The sequence below is a fragment of the Pseudonocardia sp. CA-107938 genome (assembly GCF_050936315.1).
In the GTDB taxonomy this organism is placed as follows: Bacteria; Actinomycetota; Actinomycetes; order Mycobacteriales; family Pseudonocardiaceae; genus Pseudonocardia.
In genome coordinates this window covers 108,096-132,943 of record NZ_JBNJNA010000002.1, presented here as the reverse complement: position 1 = coordinate 132,943, position 24,848 = coordinate 108,096, and the positions used below count along the sequence as shown (strand labels likewise).

Below are 24,848 nucleotides of genomic sequence, written 5' to 3'. Positions count from 1 at the left end.
AGGAGAGCGCGATGACCGTCCACCCCGCCGCCGACAGCGGCGTCCACATGCCAGAGCCCGCGGTCGCGGAGCGGCGGGCCAGCTCGGTCAACGGGTTCCTCGGCCTGCTCGGCGGTCTCGCCGTCCTCGCCGGCGGCATCGCTCTCGCCGCCACGGGCGACGCCGCGGTCACCGTGCTGGGGATCCTGGTCGCCGTGCTCGGCGCGATCCTGCTCAGAGGGCTGTTCACGGTCGCACCGGGCGAGGCCAAGGTCGTGCAGTTCGTCGGCTCCTACACCGGCACCGTGCGCCGGCCGGGCCTGCACTGGGTCAACCCCTTCACCACCAAGCGGCGCGTGTCCACCCGGATCCGCAACCACGAGACGGCCGTCCTGAAGGTCAACGACCTCGACGGCAACCCCATCGAGATCGCCGCCGTCGTCGTCTGGCAGGTGGAGGACACCGCACGGGCCGTCTTCGAGGTCGACTCGTTCGTCGACTTCGTGCACACCCAGACCGAGACCGCCATCCGGCACATCGCCACCAGCTACGCCTACGACGCCCACGCCGACGACACCCTCTCCCTGCGCGGCAACGCCGACGAGATCACCTCGGAGCTCTCCGCGGAGATCGCCGCGCGCGTCGAGTCGGCCGGCGTGCGGATCATCGAGTCGCGGCTCACCCACCTCGCCTACGCGCCCGAGATCGCCGGCGCCATGCTGCAGCGCCAGCAGGCCGGGGCGGTCGTCGCGGCCCGCGGACGGATCGTCGAGGGCGCCGTCGGCATGGTCGAGATGGCGCTCGACAAGCTGTCCGAACGCGAGATCGTCGACCTCGACGAGGAACGTAAGGCCGCCATGGTGTCCAACCTGCTCGTCGTGCTGTGCGGCGACCGCGCCACCCAGCCGATCGTCAACACCGGCTCGCTCTACCACTGAACCGGTGCCGGATCGCAAGAGCTTCCTGCTGCGGCTCGACCCGGCCGTCCACGACGCCCTCGCGAAGTGGGCGGCCGACGAGCTGCGCAGCACCAACGCCCAGATCGACTTCCTGCTGCGCCAAGCACTGGCCGAGGCCGGCCGGCTGCCGAAGGACGCGAAGTCCCCCCGCCCACGGGGCCGCCCGCCGGGATGAGGCCGGGCGAGGTGGCGGTGATCAAGGGCAAATTGTCGTCAGTTGATCTTCGCGAGGGCTGGCGCCGTGACCCTTCGTGTCGCGCAGGAGCACACCGACTTCGGTGGGAGCCACCCCGACACAGGTCGCGCGCCATTGCCCTCGGCACGGCCGTAGAACTGCATGAGCCTGCGCACGTCGTCGGCGCGCTGCACCGAGGAGACGGGCGAAGCAGCTACCCACACGGGGTAACTGTGAGATCACCCACGGTTCGAACTGTGCACGGATTCCTGATTCACCCTCCCGCGATCGGCCGTGGGCGTGCCACGATGGAGCACCGAGATGTTGCGCTGGGTCGTCGGGGGCCGGCGTCCCGTCACCGGCCACTCGCCGGCGACGCCCACGCCGTACCGTCCATCCGAGGGGGCGACGGGTGACACCCACACACCCATCGACCGCAGGCCCGACACGAGGCCCTGGCAACCGTGCCCGCGCCGCCGGCCCCTGCCCGCTGATCCTCGGCGGACCCCGCTGCACCTGCGCGGAGGACGCTCCCCACCTCACCGACGCGGAGATCCGCTCCCGGGCGTCGGGGATGCTCGTCTGGTACCAGCGTGCCGGGCACACCGGCCGCATCGAGGCCCGTCGCGGTCTCGACGCCCTCCTCGCCTGCACCCGCGACCGGCCGTCCCTGCTGGCCGAGCTGCTGCGCATCGCGATCAGCGTCGTGCTCGTGCCCGACGACGAGGACGACGGCGCCGTCGCCGTCGCGGACATCGACGCGAAGCTCAGCGAGTTCGGTCGGCTCGCCGAGGGCGACGGCGACGCCGTCCGGCTCGGCGAGGCGGCGGTCTTCCGGGCGCTGCGCACCATGCGGTTCGGCTTCGGCGACAACGCACTCGTCGACACGGCCGTCGCGCTCACCACACTGGGCGAGGTCGCCGACTCGCCGCCGGACGACCTCCCCGACGATGCCGCGGCCGACTGGTTCCGGCGGCTGTCCCGCACCCTCAACGGCCTGGTCATCGTCCTGCTCAAGCTGGGAGCACACGAGCTCGCCGACGACGTGTCGCGCCGCGCCGTCACGCTCTCCGACACGTGGGGCACCCCGATGGAACGGCTGATCAACCAGCTGAACCGGGTGCGGCTGCAGCTGTCGTGGGCGCTGCGGCTGGAACGGGCCGGCCGGGCCGCGGCCGCCGCCACCCGGTTCGTCGGCGCAGCTCAGACGGCCCGCACCGCGGCCGCGTTGTGGTCGACCGCCCTGCATCCCGAGCCCGCCGGCGACCCGCCGACCGCCGTCGAAGAGTGCTCGATCATCGGCGCCGCGCTCGCCCTGCACCACCCCGGCCCGCACCAGCTCGACATGCTGACCGCCCTGCACGACAAGGCGCACTTCCACGACGACCGGATCGTCCTCGGCATCGCCACCTCGCGCTGCCTGCAAGCCGCGAACCGCGCCGACGACGCGCTCGCCCTCCTCGTCGCGCTGCGCGACGACCTGCAGGGCGGGAACGGCCGCGGACCCACCAGCGAGTCGGTGCTGTACCTGGCGCTGCACCGGGAGGTCGCCGCGCTCGACCGGATCGTGCACGGCGACCACCCCGCCACCGGCGCCGACGGGTCCGCCGCCCACCGCTACGCGGCTGCGCTGGAGAACGAGCTGTGGGCGCTGCGCGAGGCCCGGCTCACCGCGCTGCGCAGCCACACCGAGCACCAGCGCATCGTGCGGGAACACGGCCACGAGCTCTCCGAGCTGTCCGCCGTCGCCGCGCAGGCCCTGCAGGACCCGCTGACCGGTCTGCCCAACCGGCGGGCACTGGACCTGCGACTCGCCGAGGTCACCTCCAGCCCGTCCGGCCAGCCGTGCACGATCGCTCTGATCGACCTCGACGGGTTCAAGACCGTCAACGACGCACAGTCGCACGCCGCGGGCGACACCGTGCTCCGCGAGATCGCCGCCTGCCTGCGCACCGCGCTCCGCACCGGCGGGCGCGGCCAGGACATGGTGGCCCGCTACGGCGGCGACGAGTTCGTCGTCGTCATGCCCGCCACCCAACTGCCCGTCGCCGTCTCCGCGCTGACCAGGGCGACGGAGGCCGTGGCCGCGCTCCCCTACGACATCGCGGCCGGCGTCACCCTCAGCGTCGGCGTCGCCGCCGCACCGTTCGGCGTCGACCCCACCATCGCGCTGGCCGCCGCCGACGCCGCCATGTACCGGGCCAAGCACGCCGGCGGCAACACCGTCGTCGGCGCCGGCCTCCCCGACGCGCCCAGTGCCCGCCACCGCCACCCCGGCCGCGTCCGCCCCGCCGACCGGGCCCGCCGCTTCGGCTGACGCTCGCCCCGCCCGCCTGGCAGCCACGCCGTCGTGCGCCGGAGGTCAGGCCAGGCGGGTCATGTCCACGCTGACGTCCAGCGCGGACGCCGCCTGCCCGGAGAAGATGCCCTTGAGCGGCGGCACGTCCGCGTAGTCGCGGCCCACCGCGACCCACACGTGCTGGTGGCCGATCTCCAGGTCGTTGGTCGGGTCGTAGCCCCACCAGCCGCCCGTCCACGCCTCGATCCAGGCGTGGCTCTCCCCCTGCACCGTCTGCCGCACCTCGGTGTCCTTGCGCGGCAGCAGGTACCCCGACACGTACCGGGCCGGGATGCCCATCTCGCGCAGGAGCAGCAGGGTCAGGTGCACGAAGTCCTGGCACACCCCGGCGCGGGACTGCCAGGCCTCCAACGCCGACGTGTGCACGCCCGTGCTGCCCGGGATGTAGTCGAGCTGCTCGCGCACCCACCGGCACGCCGCGAGCACCGACTCCACCGGATCGAGTCCGCGGCACAGCTCCGCCGCGGCCTTCGCCAGCTCCGGGTCCTGGCCCACGTAGCCGGTGAACTCCAGCATCTCCGCGAACCGGTCGCGCACGTCGTCGCCCGCCAGCTCGTCCCAGCCCGCGGCGCGCACCGCCGGCAACGGGTCGGCCGTCTCCACCACCGACGTCGCCGTCACCACCAGCTCGGTGTGCGGCGCGTGCAGGTCGAACGCGGTGACCGCGGTGCCCCAGTAGTCGGTGTAGCGGTAGGCGCGGGTGGCCGGGGACGTCTCGACCCGGCTCACGATCACGTTCTGCCGCGCGTCACTGCGCGGGGTCAGTCGCGCCTCGTTGTACGACTCGACGACCGGCGACTCGTACGAGTAGCCCGTCGCGTGCACGATGCGGATCCGCCAGCCGGCCACGTTCACACCACCTCCGGCGCGGTCCACGCCACCCACGGCGACGTGTGGAAGTACTGCTGCGACACGGCCTCACCGGTCTCGCGGATGCACGTCTGCAGGCCCACCAGCCGCGCCGACAGGTCCACCAGCAGATCCTCCGGGCGGAGGAACTCCAGCTCGCTGCGCGCCCGCCCGAGCAGCCGCTGCGCCTCGGCCTTCGCCCCGATCCGCTGCGACGGGCGGCTGTCCAGCTCCGCCAGGCAGCTCTCCGCCTGCCGCAGCGCGTGGAACACCGAACGCGGGAACAACCGGTCCATCAGCAGGAACTGCACCACCCGTCCGGCGTCCAGCGCGCCCCGGTACGTGCGCAGGTAGGTGTCGGCGGCGCCCGCGCTGCGCAGCACCGTCAACCAGCCGGGCGACGACGCCCGGTCCGACACCCGCGACATCAGCAACCGCACCACCATGTCGACCCGCTCCACCGAGCGTCCCAACAGGTAGAACCGCCAGCTGTCGTCCCGGCTCATCGTGGACGCGGCCAGCCCGTTGAACATCGCTGCCCGGTCCTCCACGTAGGTGAAGAACGCGTGCGGGCCGGCCCAGCGGGCGTAGCGCTGCCGCTCGGGCAGCGCGTTCCACGTCGCGTTCAGGCACTCCCACATCTCGGCGCTCACCACCTCGCGGGCGCCCCGCGCGTTCTCCCGCGCACTCGACATCGACCGCACGATCGACCCCGACTGCTCCCCCGAGTAGCCGACGATCTCCGTCAACGACCAAGCGTCGAGCACCTCGTCGGCGGGCGCGGCCACCCCCAGCACCGACAGCAGCGTGCGGGCCGCGCGGTCCGCGTCGATCGTCGCGTCCTCCAGCAGCTGGTGCACGGACACGTCGAGGATCCTGGCCGTGTCGTCGGCCCGCTCCACGTACCGACCGATCCAGTACAGCGACTCCGCGTTGCGCGCCAGCATCAGGCACCCCTCCCCTGCTGCTGTTGCTGCTGCTGTTGCTGGGGGAATGTCAGCTCCGGGCCGTGCTCGGTGGCGTGCGAGCTCGGCGGCGCCGACGTCGCCAGCCCGGCCTCACCCAGCTCCCGTTCGGCCTCGGCCGAGCGTCCGGCCAGCACCCACGTGTCCTTGCTGCCACCGCCCTGGCTGGAGTTCACCACCAGGCTGCCCTCCGGCAACGCCACCCGGGTCAGACCACCGGGCAGCACGAACACGTCCTCGCCGTCGTTCACCGCGAACGGGCGCAGGTCCACGTGCCGCGGCACCAGGCGGTCCTCCACCTTCGTCGGCACCGTCGACAGCTGCACCACCGGTTGCGCGATCCACCCGCGCGGATCGTCCAGGATCGAGCGGCGCGCCTCCTTCAGCTGCTCGGCCGACGCGTTCGGACCGAACAGGATGCCGTAGCCGCCCGAGCCCTCCACCGGCTTGAGCACCAGCTCGTCGAGCCGATCCAGCACGTGCTGGCACTCGTCGTCGAGCCAGCAGCGGAACGTGTCGACGTTCGCGATGATCGGCTTCTCGCCCAGGTAGTAGCTGATCATCTCGGGCACGTAGGTGTAGACGAGCTTGTCGTCGCCCACCCCGTTGCCCACCGCGTTCGCGATCACCACGTTGCCGGCGCGCGCCGCGTTGAGCACGCCGGCGACACCCAGCACCGACGACGGGTTGAACTGCAGCGGATCCAGGAACTCGTCGTCGATCCGCCGGTAGATCACGTCCACCTGCTGCTCACCCTGGGTGGTGCGCATGTAGACGAGGTTGTCGCGGCAGAACAGGTCGCGGCCCTCGACCAGCTCCACACCCATCTGCCGGGCCAGCAGCGAGTGCTCGAAGTACGCCGAGTTGTAGACGCCCGGCGTGAGCACCACCACCGTCGGGTCGGCGGCGTTCGCGGGTGCGGCTCGGCGCAGCGCGCGCAGCAGGTGCGTCGAGTAGTCCGCCACTGCGCGCACGCGCTGCCGGTTGAACAGGTCCGGGAAGACCCGCGCCATCGTGCGGCGGTTCTCCATCACGTACGACACCCCGGACGGGTTGCGCAGGTTGTCCTCCAGCACCCGGAAGGTGCCCTCCTCGTCGCGCACCAGGTCGATCCCGGCGACGTGGATCCGCACGCCGTTCGGCGGCGACAGCCCGGCCGCCGCCCGGTGGAAGTGCTCGCACGTGGTGATCAGGCGGCGCGGGACGAGCCCGTCGCGCACGATCTCGCCGTCGCCGTAGATGTCGGCCAGGAACGCCTCGAGCGCGCGGACCCGCTGCACGATCCCCTTCGACAGCTTCGACCACTCGCTCGCCGAGATCACCCGCGGCACGATGTCCAGTGGGAACGGCCGCTCCTGGCCCGACAACGAGAACGTGATGCCCTGGTCGACGTACGCCCGGTCCAGCGCCTCCGAGCGGGCGGCGAGGTCGGCCGCGGCCGTCGGCGCGATCGCGTCGTGCAGCGCCCGGTACGGCGGGCGGATCTCCCCGTCGGCGGAGAACATCTCGTCGTAGGCCGCCGCGTGCGGACGCTCCGGCTTCAGGTAGCCCTCGAACAGCGCCGAATCGGCCACCTTGCTCTTCTTGCTGCTCTTCTGCCGCTGACCGCCCTTCTGGGCAGCCGGCCGGGACGGCGACTGCTTCTCGACCGGCTTCTGGGTCGCTCGCGGCACAGGACCTCCTCGACGTTCGGCCCGGTCGCCCAGCCCGCGCACCGGGTGGTCATCTTCACCCAGGAGATCGCGGCAGACCAGATGACAGGCTGATTTCGAGGCCCCCGCAGCCCGCTGTTAACATGGACGACCGAGCGCCCGGCGTGCTCGCACGAACCATCCCCGCCGCCGGAGCCAGCGAACGAACCAGCGGCAGGAAGAGACTCGAGGCAAACGCGTGGCCAACATCAAGTCCCAGATCAAGCGGGTCAAGACCAACGAGAAGCGCCGCCAGCGCAACAAGTCGGTCCGTTCCGCCGTGCGCACCGCCGTGCGCCGCTTCCGTGAGGCGGTCGCCGCGGGCGACACCGAGAAGGCCACCGAGCTGCAGCGGGCCGCCGCCCGCGCGCTGGACAAGGCCGCCAGCAAGGGCGTCATCCACAAGAACCAGGCCGCCAACCGCAAGTCGGCGATGGCCAAGCAGGCGGCCAGCTCCTCCTGACCCCACCCGACGGCGCCGTCCACTCCCGTGGGGCGGCGCCGTTGTCGTGTCGTGGTTCGGACTGTTCGCGGGTTCAGGCGCGGCGTTCCCGGGCAGCACACATGCGCAGCACGGCCCGCTCCAGCGCGTAGTCGGCGTCGGCGGCGACGCCCTTCACGTCCGCGTTGACCTCGGCTGCTGCCGCGAACGCCTCGGCCAGCGCCTCCGGTCGCCAGCTGCGCACCTGCTGCTGCGCCTTGCGGATCTTCCACGGCGGCATGCCGAGCGTGCCGGCGAGCCGGTTGGGGTCCCCGCGACCGGCCGACCCGACCTTGGCCAGCGTGCGCATCGCGTCGGCCAGTGCGTCGGCGACCAGCACCGACGGCACCCCCAGCACCTGCGCCCAGCGCAGCGCCTCCAGGGCGCCGGCCCGGTCGCCCGCCACCACCTTGTCGGCAACCGCGAACCCGGACGCCTCCGCGCGCCCCCGGTGATAGCGCCGCACCGCCTTCTCGTCGACCGAGCCGCCCGTGTCGGCCACAAGCTGGCCGGCCGCAGCCGCCAGCTCGCGCAGGTCGTTGCCGACTGCCTCGATCAGCGCCCCCACCGCCGCGGGCGCGATCTTGCCACCGGTGCGGCGGACCTCGCTGCGCACGAAGTCGGCGCGCTCCTCGTACCGGGTGACCTTCTCGCACGTCGTGACGGCCGCGCCGCCCTTGCGCAGGGCGTCGGCCAGCGCCTTGTTGCGAGCACCGCCGACGTGCTGCACGACCAGCACGATCCCCTCCGCGGGATCGGCGGCCTGCGTGACGATCGCCGCAGCCAGGTCCTTGCCCGCCTCGTGCGCCGCCATCAGCACGATCACCCGCGCCTCCGCGAACAGCGACGGGGACAGGCTCTCCGCCAGTTCCCCCGGGGACAGGTCGGTGGTGCGGTAACGCCGCAGCTCCGCCGCCGGATCCGCGGCACGGGCCTGGGCGACGATCTCCTCGACCGCCCGCTCGACCAGCAGCTCCTCCTCGCCGAGGACGAGCTGCACAGGTGCGAGAGCCATGGCCCCATGCTCGCGCATGCCCGTCGCTCGCCGTGACGCGGCTCCCAGATCCTGGATCGCCGCTTGGGAAGGCGGCGCGGCATGACGTACGGTTGTGGGCAAACTTCACATGGCTCATCCAGAGGGGCAGAGGGAACGGCCCGTTGAAGCCCCGGCAACCGGTGACGCGCGCGCTAGCGCGGCGAGCACGGTGCCAATTCCGACCCGCCACGGCGGGAAAGATGAGGAGACTCTCATGTCGCTGACGGCTGACCTCGGCACGTCCACCTCCTTCGATCTCGGTCCTGCCCGGGCGCTGTCGTGTCGCGAGTGCGGCCACCAGACGCCGCTGGCCGCCGAGTTCGCCTGTAGCCAGTGCTTCGGCCCGCTCGAGATCGCCTACGACTTCGGCGACGTGACGCGCGCCTCCATCGAGGCCGGACCGAAGTCGATCTGGCGCTACCAGCAACTGCTGCCCGTGCCCTCCACCGTGCAGCAGCACCCCAACACCGAGCCCGGCCTCACCAGGCTGATCAAGGCCGACCGGTTGGGCGCAGCGCTCGGCATCCGCAACCTGTGGATCAAGGACGACACCGGCAACCCGACGCACTCCTTCAAGGACCGCGTGGTGGCCGTCGCACTCGCCGCCGCCCGCGAGCTCGGATTCACCGTGCTGTGCTGCCCGTCCACCGGCAACCTCGCCAACGCCGTGGCTGCCGCGGCCGCCCGCGCCGGCTGGGACTCCGTCGTGCTCGTGCCCTCCTCCCTCGAGCAGGCCAAGGTGCTCACCACGGCCGTGTACGACGGCACCCTCCTCGCCGTGGACGGCAACTACGACGACGTAAACCGGCTCGCCACCGAGCTCGCGGCCGAGCACGAGGACTGGGCGTTCGTGAACGTCAACGTGCGGCCCTACTACGCCGAGGGCTCCAAGACCCTCGGCTTCGAGGTCGCCGAGCAGCTCGGGTGGCGGTTGCCCGAGCAGATCGTGATCCCGGTGGCCTCCGGTTCGCAGCTGACGAAGGTGGACAAGGGCTTCACCGAGTTCGGCAAGCTCGGCCTGGTGGAGGCCACCCCCTACACGATCTTCGGCGCCCAGGCGACGGGCTGCTCGCCCGTCGCCACCGCGTTCCGAGAGGGCCACGACGTCCACACCCCCGTGCGACCCGACACCATCGCCCGCTCCCTCGCCATCGGCAACCCCGCCGACGGCCCCTACGTGCTCGACGCGGTGCGCCGCACCGGCGGCGCGGTGGAGGACGTGAGCGACGAGGAGGTGGTGGCCGGGATCCGGCTGCTCGCCCGCACCGAGGGCGTGTTCGCCGAGACCGCAGGCGGGGTCACGGTGGCCACCACCAAGAAGCTCGTGGAAGCGGGCAAGCTCGATCCCGACGCCGAGACCGTGCTGCTGATCACCGGCGATGGTCTCAAGACCCTCGACGCGGTGTCGGGGCAGGTCGGCCCGACCGCGACGGTGCCGGCGACCAGCGCCGCCGTGCGCGCGGCGCTGGAGGGTCGCAGCTGATCGCCGCCTGCCGGGCCGGCGCGCGTTCATCGCCGCGCCGCCGGCAGGGGTGAGCCGCGGCTCACGAGCCCGAGGCGGGAGCCGTCGCCGCCCAGGTCTCCGGCGACCACAGCGGTGTCGCCGGAGACGTCGGTGCGGCGCACGGTGGCACCGGCCTGCTCCAGACCGGCCAGGAGCGCCCGGTTGGGGTGCCCGTAGCTGTTGCCGGCCCCGACGCTGACCAGTACGGCTCGTGGGCGCACCGCCTGCAGGAACGGCATGCCCGTGCTGCGCGATCCGTGGTGCGGGAGCTTGAGCACGTCGGCGTGCAGGTCGACGCCGGAGCGGATCAGGTCGGCCTGACCGGCTAGCTCCGCGTCACCGGTGAGGAGCACGGTGCCGGCCGGGGTGCTCGCCCGCATCACGACGGACGTGTCGTTGACGGCGGTGCCGTCGTCGGGGTCGACGACCGCGGCCGGGTGCCGCGGTCCGAGCACGTCGAGCACCAGCGCCGGCCACGCCAGGCGCTGTCCGGGTCGCAGCTCGGCGAACGGGGCCTCGGCCGCCGCGGCCGTGCGCGCCGCAGCACGCAACGTCCAGAACGGCTCGCGGCCCGGCCCCACCGCCACCGCACCGACGGGCCGGTCGCGCACGGCCCCCGCCAGGCCTCCGACGTGGTCGGCGTGCAGGTGTGTGAGCACCACGAGCGCCAGCGCCTGCACGCCCAGCCGGGAGAGGCAGGCATCGACCAGACCTTCGTCGGGTCCGGCGTCGACGAGGACCGCCCACCCCGGCTCGCCCGTCGCGAGCACCAGCGCGTCGCCCTGGCCCACGTCGCACGCCACCATGCTCCAGCCCGTCGGTGGCCAGCCGACCGGGACGAACCTGGTCGGCACCAGCACCAACGCGGCTCCGAGCACCACTGCCACGAGCAGGACCCGGACCCGGCGCAGCCGTGCCAGCCACACGACCACCAGCAGCAGGGCGGCCAGTAGCACCGCCCCGCCGGTGCCACCCGGCCAGCCGACCGCGAACCCGTCGAGCGCGGCAGTTCGGTCGGCGACGACGATCATCCACTCGATCGCCGGGCCGGCCAGCCAGGCACCGACCTGGGCGACCACAGGCGCGACCGGTGACACGAGCGCGGCCAGCACCCCCAGCACCGTCGCGATCGGCACGGCCGGGGCGACCAGCAGGTTCGCCACGACCGACGCCGGGTTCACCGTGCCGCTCAGCCCGGCCATCAACGGCGCGGTGGCCACACAGGCCGCCGCCGCGACGGCGATCGCCTCGGCCAGCGGCGCAGGCACCCGACGGCGCCGCAGCGCCTCCGCCCAGCCGGGCGCGACGAGCACCAGCGCCGCCGTCGCCGTGATGGAGAGCGCGAACCCGGCATCGACGGCCAAGGCCGGATCGGACATCACCAGCACCAGCACGGCCACGGCCAGCGCCGGCATCGCGGCCCGGGCCCGGCCGAGGCCGAGCGCCAGCAGCACCACACCCGCCATCACCGCAGCCCGCAGAACGCTCGGCGACGGCCGCGCCAGCACCACGAAGCCGGCCACGACGAGGGCACCGACGGCAGCGATCACCCGTGGATCGACGCGCATCCGGCGGAGCAGCCACAGCAGCGCACCCGTCAGGATCGCCAGGTTGGCTCCGGACACCGCAAGGAGGTGGGTCAACCCGGCGGCTCGGAAGTCGGAGTCGACCTCGGCGGAGAGCCGGCTGCGGTCGCCGACCGTGAGCCCGGGCAGCAGCCCGGCCGCGGCCGGGGACAGGGCCGCTGAGGACGCCTCGCGCAGGCCGGCGCGCAGCTCGCCTGCTGCCGACTGCCACCACGGCGGCGCCGACACCGCGTGCGGCGGGCCGCGCACGCGCAGGACGGCCACGGTGAGATCGGATCGGGCCGGTGGCGCCAGGAGACCGACGGCACCGACCTCCTGACCGGGCAGCAGCTCTGCCCACTCCGCGGCCGGCGCGAGCAGGAGCACACGTCCGCCGAGGGCCCAGTGCTCGCCGTCGACAGCGGCGGCCACCAGCTCGGCCGGTACCGCGACCTGGGGCGCACCCGGGAACCCGCCGCGGATGATGTGCGGATCGTCGCGGAGCACGACCCGCAGCTCCGCAGCCGCCGCCCGCTCGGCCGGCGCCCGCAGGGGATGGTGCCCCGCCGACCACCCGTGCGCGCTCGCCACCACCGCGGCCGCGGCCGCACACCCGGCGACCGCCAGCAGCACCGGCCGCGCGAACCACCAGCCGCCGACCGCTGCGAGCACCGCCAGCACGGCGGTCGCGATGCCGACGACCGTTCCTGTGGCCGGCCCCGGCCCCACCGTCGCGACGACGACCAGCCACGCGGCCAACCCCGCCGGCACCAGCCGAAGATCGGCCGGATGCCCACCCTCCGCTCTCGTGAGCACCGCAACGCTGGTCACGACCATCCTCCGACGCAGAGGGGGCTGAACCTCGTCTTCGGGAACGGGCCTGCCAGCACCGGCGATCGACCGGGCAGTCCGTGGCCGCCGTGACGTTGACGGCTGTCAGCCACGGCACTGCCCAGCCACTCCGCCCGCTGGACCGGCCGACCTGGCCGCGAAGACCCCGACCGCCACTGGAGCCCCGGCGAGGTCCTTTCGGCGCGCTCCCCCGCCGGGCCCGCACATGCCGTGCCCGGCCGGGCACCCGCAAGGGCGTGCAGCGGAGACCACGTCGCACACCAACCGCTGCCCGCTCCTGGGCGGAGGCCAGCAGGAGCGCCGCCCACGTCAGGTGACGACGGATGCGTCCGCGGCAGGATCGCGCCCCGCCCCTGACCGCCTGTCCGCGTGCGGCCGGGAGCCGCCACCGGCAGCGAGGGCACCGACGCCCGCGATGGGCTGCGGCTCGCCTCGCCGATCCACCCTCGACCATCTGCCCCGCCGGCGCGCTCGCCGCCCGAACCGCGGACAGGCCGCCGCACCGGACCCTGCTGGGCGCTCATACCCGCACCAGTCCCCGGAGCTGCTCGTAGCGGCGCTCGCCGATCCCGTCGATCTCGCGCAGCTGCTCGATGCGGGCGAACCGGCCGTTGCGGCCACGCCACTCCACGATCCGCTGTGCGGTGACGGGACCGACGCCCGGCAGGGTGTCGAGCTGGTCGACGCCGGCGCTGTTGAGGTCGATCGGCCCGGACGGTGCAGAGCCACCCGAGCCGGACGGACCGCCACCACCGACCGCTGCCGCGGCGGCGGGTTGCGCGTCGGGCGCCGCCGGGACGCCGACGGCGATCTGCTCGCCGTCGCCCACCCGACGGGCGAGGTTGAGCTGGCTCAGGTCGACGCCGGGCTGCGACCCGCCGGCCGCGGCGAGCACGTCGGCCACCCGCGCACCGTCGGTCATCGACACGAGCCCGGGCCGCACGACCTTGCCCACGACGCTGACGACGACCGGGGTCGGTGTCGGGGTGGCCGTCGGTGCGCCGGACGCCGGCGGGGAGCCGGAGTTGTGCGTCTCGGCGACCGACACCACCGGCAGGGCCGCCACGGGTTCGGTACGCGGGCGCCCACCCCAGACGAACAGGCCCGCGATCAGCGCGGCGGCAACAGCGACGACCGCCAGTAAGGCAGCGCCACGGCGTCCAGGATCGATCCGCGCGCCGCGCAGCGCTGCGGGCAGCCAGGCGCGGGGGCCGGACGCGGCCGGCGCAGCCCGAGGTGGTGGGACGGCGGACCGCTCACCGACGGACTCCTCGACCCATGCCGTCCATGCCGAACCCGGATCGTCGGGCGCGGGCGGCGGCCGACCGGGAGGCTCGTCGTAGGGACTTCGCAGCCGATCACCGAACGGGTCGGCGACTGCCGATCCCAGCATCGATGCCAGCCGCTCCCGGGGATCACGGGTGCCTGTGTCCTGCGTCTCTATCGCCACGCATCGACGGTAGGACCGCAATCCCGCCGCCGGGAGACCCCCTGATCAACTTGTGGATGTACCGACGAGTTGGGGACAACTCGGCCACCGCGGGCCAGAACTGTCGGTGGCGTGTGCATCCCCCGAGAGTGGCCCGCGAACTGCGGTTTCCTAGCCGTTCTTGGGCACCACGACGACGCCAAGCGCGCCCAGCCCGACGTGCGCGCCGATCACCGCGCCGATCTCCGAGACGACCAGCCGGGAGGTCGTCATGCGCTCGCTCAGCGCCCGCGCGACCTGATCGGCCCGCTCGGCGGCGGCGAGGTGGTGCACGGCGACGTCGGCCGGACCGTCGCCTGCGGCGGCCACCGCGTGGTCGACGAGCCGCTGCGTGGCCCGTGCGGTGGTGCGCACCTTCTCCAGCGGCACGATCCGCCCTTCCTCGACGTGCAGGAGTGGTTTGACGGCGAGCGCGGTGCCGAGCAGCGCGGCCGCGGCACCGATCCTTCCGCCGCGACGGAGCCGGTCGAGCGAGTCGACGCAGAAGAACGCCTGGCAGCGCCTGGCGACCGACGCTGCCGCGTACTCGACGGCGGCGCCGCTCTGCCCGGACGTGGCGGCGTCGGTGGCGGCGAGCACGGCGAAGCCGAGCCCCATCGCCGCCGACCGCGAGTCGACGACGCGGATCCGGGTCGGGTCCACCTGGTCGGCGGCGATGCGGGCGGCCTCCCACGTGCCGGAGAGCTCGGAGGACAGGTGCACGGACACGATCGAGTCCGCGCCCGCGCGCAGCGTCTGCTCGTAGCAGGCGGCGAACTCGGCCGGGGACGGTCGGGAGGTCTGCGCGTCGAGCTTGCGGTCCGCGAGAGCGGCGGTGAGCTCGGCAGTGCCGATCTCGATGCCTTCGCGGCCGATGCGGTCGCCGAGGCGCACCTCGAGGGCGACGGTGCGGATGCCCCGTGCGGCGGCGACGCCGGGGGGCAGGTAGGCGGTCGAGTCGGTCACCACGGCAACAGGCACGAGCCCGACCCTAGGTGTGCGCCTGCCGCACATCCAATGAGGTCCGCAACACGTCCGCCAGCGCGGCGCCGACGGCGGCGTGCCCGGCCCATCCCCAGTGCATGCCGTCAGGGTTGCCGGCACCGCTGAGCACGTGCTCGCCGACGAGTTCGGGCAGGTCGAGCAGGGTGACGCCGTGCGCTGCGGCCCAGGCACGCGTGGCTGCGTCGGCGGCCGGGCGGCCGACGTGGACGCCGCCGTACGCGGCGGCGCGGTGCAGCGGCGGCAGGAACGCGACGACGGGGATGTCGGGACGCAGTGCCAGGACGGCCCGGCGGCACCGGTCCAGGTAGGCGACGGTGAGCCGGGGCGGCAGCGCGACCGGCCCGCCTCCCGGCAGGTGGGCGAGCGCCCGGGCCAGCCGCGGCTGGGCCGCCAGGTACCCCGTGCGGACGGCGCGCCGCAGCGCGTCGGGGCGCAGCGTCGGGATGAGCTCGCGCAGCGCGGTCGGGAGCGGTGACGGGAGCGTGTCCATGCCGCCGACTCCGAGGACGAGCGCGTCGGCGTGCGGCACGGCGGCCCAGATCCGCGGGTCGTGGGTGACGGCGTGCCAGGCGTGCCGTGCCGTCCAGCCGATGCCGGCGACGAGCTCGGCCCGGCCACCGAGCGCGCCTGCGGCGACGTTCGGCCAGATCAGGGGGTGGTCGGCGGGCTCGCCGCGCTCGGGTCCGTGGAAGGCCAGCGAGTCGCCGAGCACGAGCAGCACCGGCACGTGCGCGTCAGACGCCGACGTTGTAGCCGGCGAGGCGCCAGCGGGGGTGGTCGGGGCGCCGCGCCAGGGTGGCCCACTTGCAGTTGCCGATCCCGCCGACGGACGGCCAGGCGGTGGTCGGCAGGGCCAGGAGGCCGCAGACCAGCCCGGCGATGAGCCCGCCGTGCGCGACGAGCACGACGGTGGTGTCGGGCCCACCGGCCAGTTCCTCGTCAAGCTCCTCGACGACGGGCCGTGACCGGCGCACGACCTCGAGCCGCGACTCGCCACCCGGCGGAGCCCACTCGGGGTCGGCCCGCCAGTGCGCGATCGCGCCCGGCCAGGCCGCCTCGATGTCGTCGACGGTCAGGCCCTGCCACTCCCCGAGGTGGGTCTCCCGCAGGCGCGGGTCCAGCTTGAGGGGCAACCCGGTGGCGGCGGAGATCAGCTCCGCGGTGTCGACGGCCCGGGACAGGTCGGAGCTGACCAGCCGGTCGGGGCGCAGGCCCGCGACGGTCGGGGCCACCGCTGCTGCCTGCTCCCGGCCGAGCTCGGTCAGCACCGAGTCGACGTGGCCCTGCATGCGACCGGCCACGTTGTGCTCGGTCTGGCCGTGCCGCAGCAGGACGAGCCGGCGCATCGTCATGACCCCTCCGCGGTGGTGCGGGCCTCAGGGAAGTCGAGCCGTGGGCAGTCCTTCCACAGCCGGTCCAGGCCGTAGAAGCCGCGTTCCTCGCTGTGCTGGACGTGCACGACGAGGTCGACGAAGTCGAGCAGCACCCAGCGACCTTCGCGGGTGCCCTCGCGGCGGGTGGGCTTGGCGCCGTGCAGCCGCAGCTTCTCCTCGACCTCGTCGACGATGGCCTGGACCTGCCGCTCGTTCGGGGCCGACGCGATCACGAAGCAGTCGGTGATCACGAGCTGGTCGGACACGTCGAGCGCCACGATGTCCTGGGCGAGCTTGTCGGCGGCTGCCGCCACCGCCACCCGTGCCATCTGCAGAGCCTCGCTGCTCGCCGTCACGCTGTTACCGCCATCGGTGATCCTCCTGCTGTTCGACCGCTATCCTCCCAGCCCCACGTCGGCGTCCCGCAGGTCGGGTCGGAGGAGGTCACGATGATCATCGGTCTGCACGCCGTGGTGTTCGCCTCGGACGCACCGCGAGCGCGTGCGTTCTTCTCCGACGTGCTCGGCCTCCCGCACGTCGACGCAGGCGACGGCTGGCTGATCTTCCGCTCTCCACCCGCGGAGCTGGCCTTCCATCCGGCAGCCCCGGACGCCGCCGGCGCACACGAGCTGTACCTGATGTGCGACGACCTCGCGGCGACGATGGCGGAGCTGACGGCGAAGGGCGTGGAGTTCACCAGCGTCGTCGAGGCCGGGTTCGGCCGGCTGACCCACCTGATGATCCCGGGCTGCGGCCGCCTGGCGCTCTACCAGCCGCGCCACCCGGTGGCCTACGACCTGTGACTCAGGCGAGCCCCTGCCGGTAGGCGTAGGCGACGGCCTGGGCTCGGTCCCGCGCGCCGGTCTTGGCGAGCAGGTGGGTCAGGTGGCTCTTCACCGTGGCCTCGCTCAGCACGAGCCGGTGCGCGATCTCGGCGTTGCTCAGGCCCTTCGCGACGAGCCCGAGCACCTCAACCTCGCGCGGGGTCAGCCCGTCCGGGCCGGGCTGCGGCGGCCGCGACTCCACCACGGCGTCGACGAGGTGGTGGGCGACGGCGGGGTCGATGGCCGCGCGGTCGTCGAGGACGTGGCGCAGCGCCTGGTGGATCTCGGCACCACCGGCGTCCTTGGTGAGGTAGCCGCGCGCGCCGGCACGCAGTGCGTCCAGCACGGAGCGGTCGTCCGAGTACGTGGTGAGGACGACGACCCGCACGTCGGGCTGCTCGGCGCGCAGCCGGCGGGTGGCCTCGACGCCGTCGCAGCGCGGCATGCGCAGGTCCATGAGCACCACGTCGGGACGCAGCTCGGCAGCCATCGCGATGGCCGCCTCTCCGTCGGGCGCCGCGCCGACGACCTCGACGTCGGGCAGCAGTCCGAGCACCATCGTGAGGCCTTCGCGGACGACGCGCTGGTCGTCGGCGACGAGCACGCGGATCGTCATGCCGGCACCACCAGCTCGACGCGGAACCCGTCCGCCGTGGCGCCTGCGGAGAGGGTGCCGCCGAGCAGCTCGGCCCGTTCCCGCATGCCGGTCAGGCCGTAGCCGCCCGGGCCTGCGTCCGCAGGTGGCGCGCCGATGTCGGTGACGGTGAGCCGGGTCCGGTCCGGTCCGTGGTACAGGTGCAGCTCGACCCGCTCGGGTCGCGCATGCCGGCCGACGTTGGTGAGCGCCTCCTGCGCGACCCGGTAGAGCGCGAGCCGGGCCTCGGATCCGAGGAGGTGCTCCTCGCCGGTGACGGTGAGGCGGCACGGGATTCCGTGGTCGCGCTCGAAGTCGGCAGCGAGGGCAGCGATCCGGTCCGGCCCTGGCAGCTCGTCGTCGCGGAGCATGCCGATGGCCCGCCGGGCCTCGGTCAGCCCGGCCCGCCCCAGGTGGTGGGCCTGATCCAGCGCTGCGGGCAGCCGCGGATCGGTGGGATCGGCGGCGGCGAGCATGCGCGCCCCTTCGAGCTGGAGCATCAGCCCGGACAGCGAGTGGGCGAGCACGTCGTGCATCTCCCGGGCGAGCCGTTGGCGCTCGGCCAGGCCCGCGGCCCGCTCCCGTTCGGCCTGCGACTCGGTGAGGTCGGCGAGCAGCTGCTCGGCGCGCCGGTTCGCCGCGTTGAGCCGGAAGGCGAGGATCAGGAGCCCGAACGCGGCCACCAGGACGGCGACGGCACCCAGGTCGCCGCGGCCGGTGACCCAGGCCAGGACGACGACGACGGCGAAGCCCGTGACGACGAGCGGGATCGCGGCGCTGCTCGGTACGAGACGGGCCAGGTAGACCACGGCCACGACCAGCCCGACGACCCCAGGACCTCCGGGCTGCAGCCAGGTGAGCACGGCCGCCGCCGCCAGCTGGGCGAGGGTGGCGACCGCGAAGGCCGGCCCACCGCGTCCGGCGGCGATCTCAGCACCGAGCACACCCACGACGAACGCGACGACGGCGATCGTGACGACCAACCCCGTCCCCGACGTGCCCGGCCGCGGCACCGTCACCGCTGCGGCGCCGACGAACGGCAGCAGCAACAGCGGTGCGAGCAGGCGCAGCCACCGGTCGAACGTGCGCCAGTGCGCGCCCGAGCTACGCAAACCGTCGAGCGCCGCCTCGGCATCCCGCTCGACCCCCATGGCGCGACGATACGACCGCGGTACACCCGGCGGCATCGCCCTGCGGTCGGACGCGCCACGTCCGACCCTGGTCGGAGGTCTCCGACCAGGGTCGACACCGTCGGGTTCCATCCGTGCTCCGATGCGCGTCGCACCTCCCCGCGCCGACGATCGACGCGTTGGATCGCCGAGATCGGGGAGGACGCCATGACTGTTCGGACCGAGTCCACGCGCACGGCCCTGCGGGGTGCGCGGATGCTGCTCGCCGCCTACGCCGCGCTGTCCGCGGTGGCCGTCGCGGTGCTGGTGGTGATGCGCGACGACGCGGCCGTCGCCACGGACGCCGCGTGGGTGCGGGCTTCGATCGTGCTCGTCAGCGCCCTGCTGACGGTGCTGTTCGCCGCGCAGGCGGCCGGTGGGTCGGCCCGCGGGTTCCTGCGGCTGCGGCTCGTCAGCGCGATCATGCTGGTGGCGATCGTCGTGATCGTCGCGATCCCCGGGGCGTTCCCGGTCTGGCTGCGGATCGAACAGACTCTGTGCGGGGTGCTGCTGGCCGGGGTCGTGCTCCTGGTGAACCGGACGTCGGTGCGGGCGCTGTTCGCCCGCTGACCAGAATGTGGCCGTGGCGTTGCGACGGCTGGCGGGCACGCTGGCCAGCGGGCGCGCGGCCACGGCGATGGCGCGCCTCAACGCGCGCCACCCGTGGAGCCACAACGACCACTTCCACAGCTGGATCCTGGCGAACCTCCCCGCACGGCGCCGCGCGGCACTCGACGTCGGGTGCGGCCGGGGCGAGCTGCTGGCGGCGCTGTCCCCGCGCTTCGCCGCCGTGCACGGGAACGACGCCGACCCGACGATGCGGGAGACCGCCGCTGCGCGGTGCGCAGGGCTGCCCAACGTCACCGTCGAGGACGGCGCGTGGACCGCAGCCGACGGCCCGTACGACCTCGTGACCATGATCGCCGTCCTGCACCACCTCGACGTCGGGCCCGCCCTGCGGGAGGTGCGCCGGCTCCTCGCGCCCGGCGGCCGGTTCCTCGCCGTCGGGCTCGCCCCGCCCCGGACCGTCCGGGACCACGCGTGGGACCTCGCGTCGATCATCAGCAACCCCGTCATCGGCTTCGTCAAGCACCCCTGGCCGAGCACCGGCGGGCCGCAGCCGCCGCCGTTCCCAGTGCGGGACCCGACCGTGCCGTTCGACGAGCTGCGCAGGATCGTCGTCGACGTCATGCCCGGGGCCACGATGCGACACAGCATCGGCTTCCGCCACACCATCGCCTGGACGAAGTGAACGGTCAGCCCTCCGGCTTCTCGTACAGGTGCCGCTTGGAGATGTACTGCACGACCCCGTCCGGCACGAGGTACCAGACGGGCCGCCCCTGAGCCACGCGTCCGCGGCAGTCGGTGGACGAGATCGCCATGGCCGGCACCTCCACGAGTGTCACCGACCCGGCCGGCAGGTGATCGTCGCCGAGTTCGTAGCCGGGCCGGGTGACGCCGATGAAGTGCGCCATCGCGAACAGCTCGTCGACCTTGTGCCAGGACAGGATCTGCGCGAGCGCGTCGGCGCCGGTGATGAAGTACAGCTCGGAGCCCGGCAGCTGCGCGTGCAGGTCGGTGAGCGTGTCGGCGGTGTAGGTGGGCCCGTCGCGGTCGATGTCGACGCGGCTCACGGAGAACCGGGGGTTGGACGCGGTGGCCACGACGGTCATGAGGTAGCGGTCCTCGGCCGGTGTCACCTCGTGGTCGAGCTTCTGCCACGGCTGACCCGTCGGCACGAAGATCACTTCCTCGAGCCCGAAGCGGTCGGCGACCTCGCTGGCCGCGACGAGGTGGCCGTGGTGGATGGGATCGAAGGTGCCGCCCATCACGCCGACCTTGCGTCGCGTGCTCGCCTGCTGCATCCGTGCAGCGTATCTACTGGTAGACGTGCCGGAACTGGATGCTGATCCGCGGTGCCGCGACCCGGGTCTTCGGCACGCTGTGCTGCCACGTGCGCTGGCAGCTGCCGCCCATCACGAGCAGGTCGCCCGGGCCGGGGAGCAGCCCGACGCTCGGGCCGCCGCCGGTGGGTCGCAGCCGGAACGGCCGCACCGCGCCGAGCGACACCAGCGCCACCACCGCCTCCGGCAGCTCGCGGGCCACCCGGTCGCCGTGCCAGGCGACGCTGTCGGCACCGTCGCGGTAGAGGTTGGCGCCGATCTGGGTGAACGCGACGCCGTACCGCTCCCCGAGCACGGCGGCCATGGCCGGCAGCGGGTCGGGCGCGGCCGGACCCGACCCGGCGTGCCAGCGGTGCGTGCGCCGGGGTTCCGCGACCATGCGGTCGTACATCCGCACCTCGCGCGGCCCCTTCCACGGCGTGTCGTCGAGCAGCCGTGCGAACAGCAGATCGGCACCGGTGCACCAGCCCGGCACCACGTCGAGCCATGCGCCGTCGCCGAGGTGGCGGCGACGCAGCCAGCGCATCGTCGGGTCGAAACCCACGGTGCCCGCGCCGTCGAGCAGCGACGGCTGCCACGCGAGGTCGGAGGTCACCTCACCGAGACTAGCTCGATTCGAACGAAAGTTCGAGCCCTGTCGCGAGGAAGCGCAGCTCGCGGTCGATCGCCGGATCGTCGCCCTCGTGACGAGCCACGGAGTGCCGGTAGGACAGGGCCGAGGCGAGCAGGCGCGCCGCACTGTCGACGTCGGCCCGACACCTGGGCAGGGCAGCCGACATGACCTCCCCGATCACGGTCACGAACCGCTCGAAGCGGGCCTGCAGGGCAGCCAGGACGGCCGGGTGGGTGTCGGCCTCGCGCCAGAGCAGGTGGGAGAGCACCGCCGACGAGTCGAGGGTCGCGTCGAGCACGGCGACGAGCCGGCGCAGGCTCTCCACGACGTCACCGGCGACGACGACCTCGTCGAGCGGGACCCGTTCGTCGGGCAGCCGGTGGACCAGCGCCTCCAGCAGGTCGGGCTTGCGGGTGAAGTAGTAGTGCACCAGCCCCTTGGGGACCCCGGCCCGGTCGGCGATGCGCGAGATCGGCGTGGCCTCGAACCCGCGCTCGGCGAACAGTTCCTCGGCCGCGGCGAGGATCCGGTCGCGGGCGGGCTCGTCGGTGGTCTCGTCGGTCATGTGCAGCCTCCCGCCACACAACGACGGGCGGCCGTGGCTGGTGCCACGGCCGCCCGAGTTCGAGATGCGTCGGTGATCAGTGTGCCGCGATGGCTCCACCGCGGTGCTCGGCGTTCGCCTCGGGCAGCGCGGCCGCCCCGGCGACGACGGTCAGCACGCCGGCGACCCACGCCGTCCAGGCTGCGCCACTGAGCGCGGAGAAGCCGAGGACCCACGGCGACAGGAAGAGCAGCACACCCAGCGCGAGGTGCACGTACTCGCTCGCGACCGATCCTGGCATCGCCAGTGACCAGGCGCCGGACAGTGCGATGAGGACTCCGAACACGATCAGCGTCCAGAGCGCGGCGGCGTTCGTCGCCACGACGATCGGCGAAAGGGCCGTCAGCACTCCGATCACGAGGGCTGCCCAGTCCTGCCAGCGGGTCCATGTCCTGGTGGCCATGACTCCCACCTCCCCTTCTGTGCGATGTGACCATGGTGCGCTTGGTTGGCCGGCCGGTCAAGACACGTCATTGTGAGGTGCGGAACTGGCCACGGGGTCAGGGTTTGCGCGCCACCAGCACGTACGAGTCCAGGTGCGGCAGCGGCTCGTGATGCGGCTCAGGACGCCAGTGCGGGCTCGGCACGAGGCCGGGTTCGAGGAGCTCCAGCCCGTCGGCGCACTCGCGGAGCTCGTCGGGCGAACGCAGCCGGTAGCCGGTCAGGTTCGCGCCCGACCGGGCCGCCTCGCTGGTGTCGGTGCCGTCGAGGAGGGCGAGGTAGCTGCCCGACGCCATCGCCGCCATGAGGGTGCGCACCACCGCGAGCATGTCGGAGAACTCGGGCGTCGCGAGCCCGAGGACGCCCAGGAGCAGCACGGCGACCGGCCGGTCGAGGTCGAGCAGGGCGCGCGCCTCGTCCAGCACCTGCTCCGGCTTGCGGACGTCGGCCTGCACGTACCAGGTGCGGCCGGCCGGCGACACGTTGGTGAGCAGGGCCTTCGCGTGGACGAGCACCAGCGGGTCCTTGTCCACGTACACGATGCGGGCACGCGGGTTGGTCCGCTGCGCCACCTCGTGGGTGTTCTCCATCGTCGGCAGGCCCGTGCCGATGTCGAGGAACTGGTCGATGCCGGCCTCGCCGGCCAGGAACGTCACCGCCCGCACGAGGAACCGCCGCCCTTCGCGGGCGACGTCGCGGATCTCCGGCATCCGCGCCGCGACCGCGTCGGCGACCTCGCGGTCCACCTGGTAGTTGTCCTTGCCGCCGAGCCAGTGGTTCCAGATCCGCGCCGAGTTCGGACGCGAGTGGTCGATCTCGCCGGGTTCAGGCACGCTTCGTCCTCGAACGGGGCCGGTGGGGGCGCCGATTGAACCACAGCCGCGCCCGTTCAGACAGGGAGCAGCGCCTCCACCACGTCGGCGAGCTGCGCCGCCGTGCGGCATTCGTGCATCGGGAGCACGTCGGCGTACTTCAACGCCGCCGAGTCACCGGCACCCCACTGGCGCCGGGGCTCCGGGTTGAGCCAGTGCGCGTGCCGCGCCACACCGGTGAGCCGGCGCAGCACCGTCAGGTTCGCGTCGCGGTAGTTGGTGCGCCCGTCGCCGAGGATCAGCAGCGACGTCTTCGACGTGACGGCCTCGCCCCACTGCTCGGCGAAGGTGCCGAATGCCCCGCCGTAGTCGCTGTGCCCGTCGAACGCGACGAGGTCGGCCTCGCGCAGCACGCGCTGCATCACCCCCGACAGCTCCGCGCCCGGGCTGAACAGGTGCGTCACCTCGTCGGCCCGCTCGATGAACGCGAAGACCCGCACCTTCGAGAACTGCTCGCGCAGCGCCTGCACCAGCAGCAGCGTGAAGTGACTGAACCCGGCGACCGAGCCGGACACGTCGCAGAGCACCACGAGCTCGGGGCGGCCGGGACGTCGGGTGCGCCACGCCGGGCGCATCGGCACCCCGCCCGTGGACATCGACCGGCGCAGCGTGCGCCGCATGTCCAGGCTGCCGCGCTTGGCGTGCTTGCGGCGCACGGCCAGCCGGCTCGCCAACCGGCGCGCCAGCGGGTGCACGGTGCGGCGCAGCGCGGCGAGCTGGTCGGCGTAGGCGGAGAGGAACTCGACCTCCTCGATCTGCTTGGGCACCGCGGTCTTCTCGACCTGCTCGCGGCCCTTCTGCTCCGCGGTGCGGCGGCGCACCTCCGCGGTGACGATCTCGCGGAACCGCGCGATCCGGTCGCGGATCTCGCGGCGGCGCATCTCGTCGGCGAACTCGCCCTCGTCGCCGTGCTCCTCGCGCAGCGCGGCCAGGATCTGCGCGAGCAGCGTCTCCGGGGACAGCAGGCGCAGCGCCTGGTAGGCCGACCAGGACGGCTGGCCGCTCTGCCCGCGGATCCCGGTGCCGGCGGCCCCTGCCGTGCCGAGCGCGTCGATCACCGCCCTGGCCAGCGCGGCCAGTGCCGCGTCGTCGCCGTCGCGGAGGAGCTCGGCCAGCTGGGCGCGCAGGCGATCGACGTCGACGGGCGCGTCCGGGGCGTCACCCACCCGCGGCACGTCGACCTCGCCCGTGCCGGCGCCGATCGCGGCCGGGAAGTACAGGTCGAACAGCGTGTCGAAGGCCTGCCGCTGGCCGGAGCGGCGCAGCAGCGCCGCGGCGAGCCCTTCCCGGAGGTGCTCGCGATGCAGCAGGTCCAGCGCGCCGACGACCTGCGCGGCCGCCACCGTCTCCCCCGGCCCGACGGGCACGTCGGCACGGCGCAGCGCTGCCACGAAGTCGACCAGGTGCCCGGGCAGGCCGTGGTCGTGCGCGAGCCGCGCCGCGGTGTCCACCACCGCATCATGCCTCGGCGGGCGCCCCTGGCGCACCGGCCGACCCGCACAGGATCTTCACAGTTCCTCCGCACC

General features: G+C 73.5%; 25 protein-coding genes, 1 pseudogene and 1 riboswitch. Of the genes and pseudogenes, 8 read left to right on the top strand and 18 right to left on the bottom strand.

Translation table 11 applies throughout. The features are described from left to right. Positions 1 to 11 precede the first annotated feature (11 nt). From ACQEVB_RS33415 to ACQEVB_RS33405, 3 genes are all read left to right on the top strand, one after another. Complete coding sequence (locus ACQEVB_RS33415) at positions 12 to 917, top strand: SPFH domain-containing protein (RefSeq protein ID WP_432981173.1); 906 nt, start codon at positions 12 to 14, stop codon at positions 915 to 917. A gap of 4 nt (positions 918 to 921) precedes the next feature. After that, positions 922 to 1,113, top strand: a complete 192-nt coding sequence (locus ACQEVB_RS33410) for a hypothetical protein (RefSeq protein WP_432981170.1) — start codon at positions 922 to 924, stop codon at positions 1,111 to 1,113. 412 nt (positions 1,114 to 1,525) lie between these two features. Continuing rightward, positions 1,526 to 3,430, top strand: coding sequence for a GGDEF domain-containing protein (locus tag ACQEVB_RS33405; RefSeq protein ID WP_432981167.1), 1,905 nt, complete (start codon positions 1,526 to 1,528; stop codon positions 3,428 to 3,430). A 45-nt stretch (positions 3,431 to 3,475) separates the two neighbouring features. Here the strand turns inward: ACQEVB_RS33405 and ACQEVB_RS33400 are convergent, their stop codons facing one another. The 3 genes and pseudogenes from ACQEVB_RS33400 to ACQEVB_RS33390 form a co-directional block, all read right to left on the bottom strand. Next, positions 3,476 to 4,321: a transglutaminase family protein gene (locus tag ACQEVB_RS33400; RefSeq protein ID WP_432981164.1), complete on the bottom strand. Its 846-nt coding sequence runs from the start codon at positions 4,319 to 4,321 to the stop codon at positions 3,476 to 3,478. Between the two features lie 2 nt (positions 4,322 to 4,323). Then, positions 4,324 to 5,268, bottom strand: coding sequence for an alpha-E domain-containing protein (locus tag ACQEVB_RS33395; RefSeq protein ID WP_432981162.1), 945 nt, complete (start codon positions 5,266 to 5,268; stop codon positions 4,324 to 4,326). Next, positions 5,268 to 6,907: pseudogene (locus tag ACQEVB_RS33390) on the bottom strand (circularly permuted type 2 ATP-grasp protein). The gene ACQEVB_RS33395 and the pseudogene ACQEVB_RS33390 overlap by 1 nt, the downstream one beginning before the upstream one ends. Before the next feature lie 269 nt (positions 6,908 to 7,176). Here ACQEVB_RS33390 and rpsT point away from each other — a divergent pair. After that, positions 7,177 to 7,440 (top strand): 30S ribosomal protein S20, encoded by a 264-nt coding sequence (rpsT, locus tag ACQEVB_RS33385; protein WP_432981159.1) that lies wholly within the window; start codon positions 7,177 to 7,179, stop codon positions 7,438 to 7,440. A gap of 73 nt (positions 7,441 to 7,513) precedes the next feature. Here rpsT and holA read toward each other — a convergent pair whose 3' ends face one another. Continuing rightward, a complete protein-coding gene (gene holA / locus ACQEVB_RS33380) occupies positions 7,514 to 8,473 on the bottom strand; it encodes a DNA polymerase III subunit delta (RefSeq protein WP_432981156.1) in 960 nt (319 codons plus the stop codon). A gap of 111 nt (positions 8,474 to 8,584) precedes the next feature. Beyond that, positions 8,585 to 8,701: riboswitch (SAM riboswitch) on the top strand. 7 nt (positions 8,702 to 8,708) lie between these two features. Here holA and thrC point away from each other — a divergent pair. Next, positions 8,709 to 9,977 carry a threonine synthase gene (gene thrC, locus ACQEVB_RS33375; protein WP_432981153.1) on the top strand — a complete coding sequence of 423 codons (1,269 nt, stop codon included), beginning with the start codon at positions 8,709 to 8,711 and terminating at the stop codon, positions 9,975 to 9,977. 26 nt (positions 9,978 to 10,003) lie between these two features. On the opposite strand, the gene ACQEVB_RS33370 is transcribed toward thrC, so the two are convergent. The 6 genes from ACQEVB_RS33370 to rsfS all read right to left on the bottom strand — a co-directional run bounded on the left by ACQEVB_RS33370 (position 10,004) and on the right by rsfS (position 16,617). Then, the gene (locus tag ACQEVB_RS33370; protein WP_432981150.1) at positions 10,004 to 12,394 is read right to left on the bottom strand and encodes a DNA internalization-related competence protein ComEC/Rec2; all 2,391 of its coding nucleotides are present in this window, start codon (positions 12,392 to 12,394) and stop codon (positions 10,004 to 10,006) included. Positions 12,395 to 12,935: 541 nt separating this feature from the next. Then, the gene (locus ACQEVB_RS33365) at positions 12,936 to 13,808 is read right to left on the bottom strand and encodes a ComEA family DNA-binding protein (protein ID WP_432981147.1); all 873 of its coding nucleotides are present in this window, start codon (positions 13,806 to 13,808) and stop codon (positions 12,936 to 12,938) included. Positions 13,809 to 14,015: 207 nt separating this feature from the next. Beyond that, a complete protein-coding gene (locus ACQEVB_RS33360; RefSeq protein ID WP_432981144.1) occupies positions 14,016 to 14,864 on the bottom strand; it encodes a DegV family protein in 849 nt (282 codons plus the stop codon). Positions 14,865 to 14,874: 10 nt separating this feature from the next. After that, positions 14,875 to 15,615: a diglucosylglycerate octanoyltransferase gene (gene octT / locus ACQEVB_RS33355; RefSeq protein WP_432981141.1), complete on the bottom strand. Its 741-nt coding sequence runs from the start codon at positions 15,613 to 15,615 to the stop codon at positions 14,875 to 14,877. Between the two features lie 7 nt (positions 15,616 to 15,622). Beyond that, the gene (locus ACQEVB_RS33350) at positions 15,623 to 16,240 is read right to left on the bottom strand and encodes a histidine phosphatase family protein (RefSeq protein WP_432981138.1); all 618 of its coding nucleotides are present in this window, start codon (positions 16,238 to 16,240) and stop codon (positions 15,623 to 15,625) included. Further along, positions 16,237 to 16,617: a ribosome silencing factor gene (rsfS, locus tag ACQEVB_RS33345; RefSeq protein WP_432981135.1), complete on the bottom strand. Its 381-nt coding sequence runs from the start codon at positions 16,615 to 16,617 to the stop codon at positions 16,237 to 16,239. The genes ACQEVB_RS33350 and rsfS overlap by 4 nt, the downstream gene beginning before the upstream one ends. Before the next feature lie 93 nt (positions 16,618 to 16,710). On the opposite strand from rsfS, the gene ACQEVB_RS33340 reads away from it, so the two are divergent. Continuing rightward, the gene (locus ACQEVB_RS33340) at positions 16,711 to 17,064 is read left to right on the top strand and encodes a VOC family protein (RefSeq protein ID WP_432981132.1); all 354 of its coding nucleotides are present in this window, start codon (positions 16,711 to 16,713) and stop codon (positions 17,062 to 17,064) included. A gap of 1 nt (position 17,065) precedes the next feature. Here ACQEVB_RS33340 and ACQEVB_RS33335 read toward each other — a convergent pair whose 3' ends face one another. Together ACQEVB_RS33335 and ACQEVB_RS33330 are read right to left on the bottom strand one after the other, a co-directional pair. After that, entirely contained in the window at positions 17,066 to 17,701 is a 636-nt protein-coding gene (locus ACQEVB_RS33335; RefSeq protein WP_432981129.1) for a response regulator, read from the bottom strand. Continuing rightward, the gene (locus tag ACQEVB_RS33330; protein WP_432981126.1) at positions 17,698 to 18,870 is read right to left on the bottom strand and encodes a sensor histidine kinase; all 1,173 of its coding nucleotides are present in this window, start codon (positions 18,868 to 18,870) and stop codon (positions 17,698 to 17,700) included. Before ACQEVB_RS33330 ends, ACQEVB_RS33335 begins: the two co-directional genes overlap by 4 nt. A 186-nt stretch (positions 18,871 to 19,056) precedes the next feature. Between ACQEVB_RS33330 and ACQEVB_RS33325 the strand changes: the two genes are divergently transcribed. Together ACQEVB_RS33325 and ACQEVB_RS33320 are read left to right on the top strand one after the other, a co-directional pair. Next, positions 19,057 to 19,458 carry a hypothetical protein gene (locus tag ACQEVB_RS33325; RefSeq protein WP_432981123.1) on the top strand — a complete coding sequence of 134 codons (402 nt, stop codon included), beginning with the start codon at positions 19,057 to 19,059 and terminating at the stop codon, positions 19,456 to 19,458. A 13-nt stretch (positions 19,459 to 19,471) separates the two neighbouring features. Continuing rightward, entirely contained in the window at positions 19,472 to 20,140 is a 669-nt protein-coding gene (locus tag ACQEVB_RS33320; protein ID WP_432981120.1) for a class I SAM-dependent methyltransferase, read from the top strand. 4 nt (positions 20,141 to 20,144) lie between these two features. Here the strand turns inward: ACQEVB_RS33320 and nadD are convergent, their stop codons facing one another. The 6 genes from nadD to ACQEVB_RS33290 all read right to left on the bottom strand — a co-directional run bounded on the left by nadD (position 20,145) and on the right by ACQEVB_RS33290 (position 24,773). After that, the gene (gene nadD, locus ACQEVB_RS33315; RefSeq protein ID WP_432981117.1) at positions 20,145 to 20,753 is read right to left on the bottom strand and encodes a nicotinate-nucleotide adenylyltransferase; all 609 of its coding nucleotides are present in this window, start codon (positions 20,751 to 20,753) and stop codon (positions 20,145 to 20,147) included. A gap of 13 nt (positions 20,754 to 20,766) precedes the next feature. Further along, positions 20,767 to 21,387, bottom strand: a complete 621-nt coding sequence (locus tag ACQEVB_RS33310; protein ID WP_432981114.1) for an alpha-ketoglutarate-dependent dioxygenase AlkB — start codon at positions 21,385 to 21,387, stop codon at positions 20,767 to 20,769. Positions 21,388 to 21,397: 10 nt separating this feature from the next. After that, complete coding sequence (locus tag ACQEVB_RS33305; protein WP_432981111.1) at positions 21,398 to 21,970, bottom strand: TetR/AcrR family transcriptional regulator; 573 nt, start codon at positions 21,968 to 21,970, stop codon at positions 21,398 to 21,400. Between the two features lie 76 nt (positions 21,971 to 22,046). Continuing rightward, positions 22,047 to 22,412 (bottom strand): SPW repeat protein, encoded by a 366-nt coding sequence (locus ACQEVB_RS33300; RefSeq protein ID WP_432981108.1) that lies wholly within the window; start codon positions 22,410 to 22,412, stop codon positions 22,047 to 22,049. Positions 22,413 to 22,509: 97 nt separating this feature from the next. Next, positions 22,510 to 23,283, bottom strand: coding sequence for an SAM-dependent methyltransferase (locus ACQEVB_RS33295; protein ID WP_432981105.1), 774 nt, complete (start codon positions 23,281 to 23,283; stop codon positions 22,510 to 22,512). Between the two features lie 56 nt (positions 23,284 to 23,339). Then, positions 23,340 to 24,773, bottom strand: coding sequence for a vWA domain-containing protein (locus ACQEVB_RS33290; RefSeq protein ID WP_432981102.1), 1,434 nt, complete (start codon positions 24,771 to 24,773; stop codon positions 23,340 to 23,342). Positions 24,774 to 24,848: the final 75 nt, after the last annotated feature.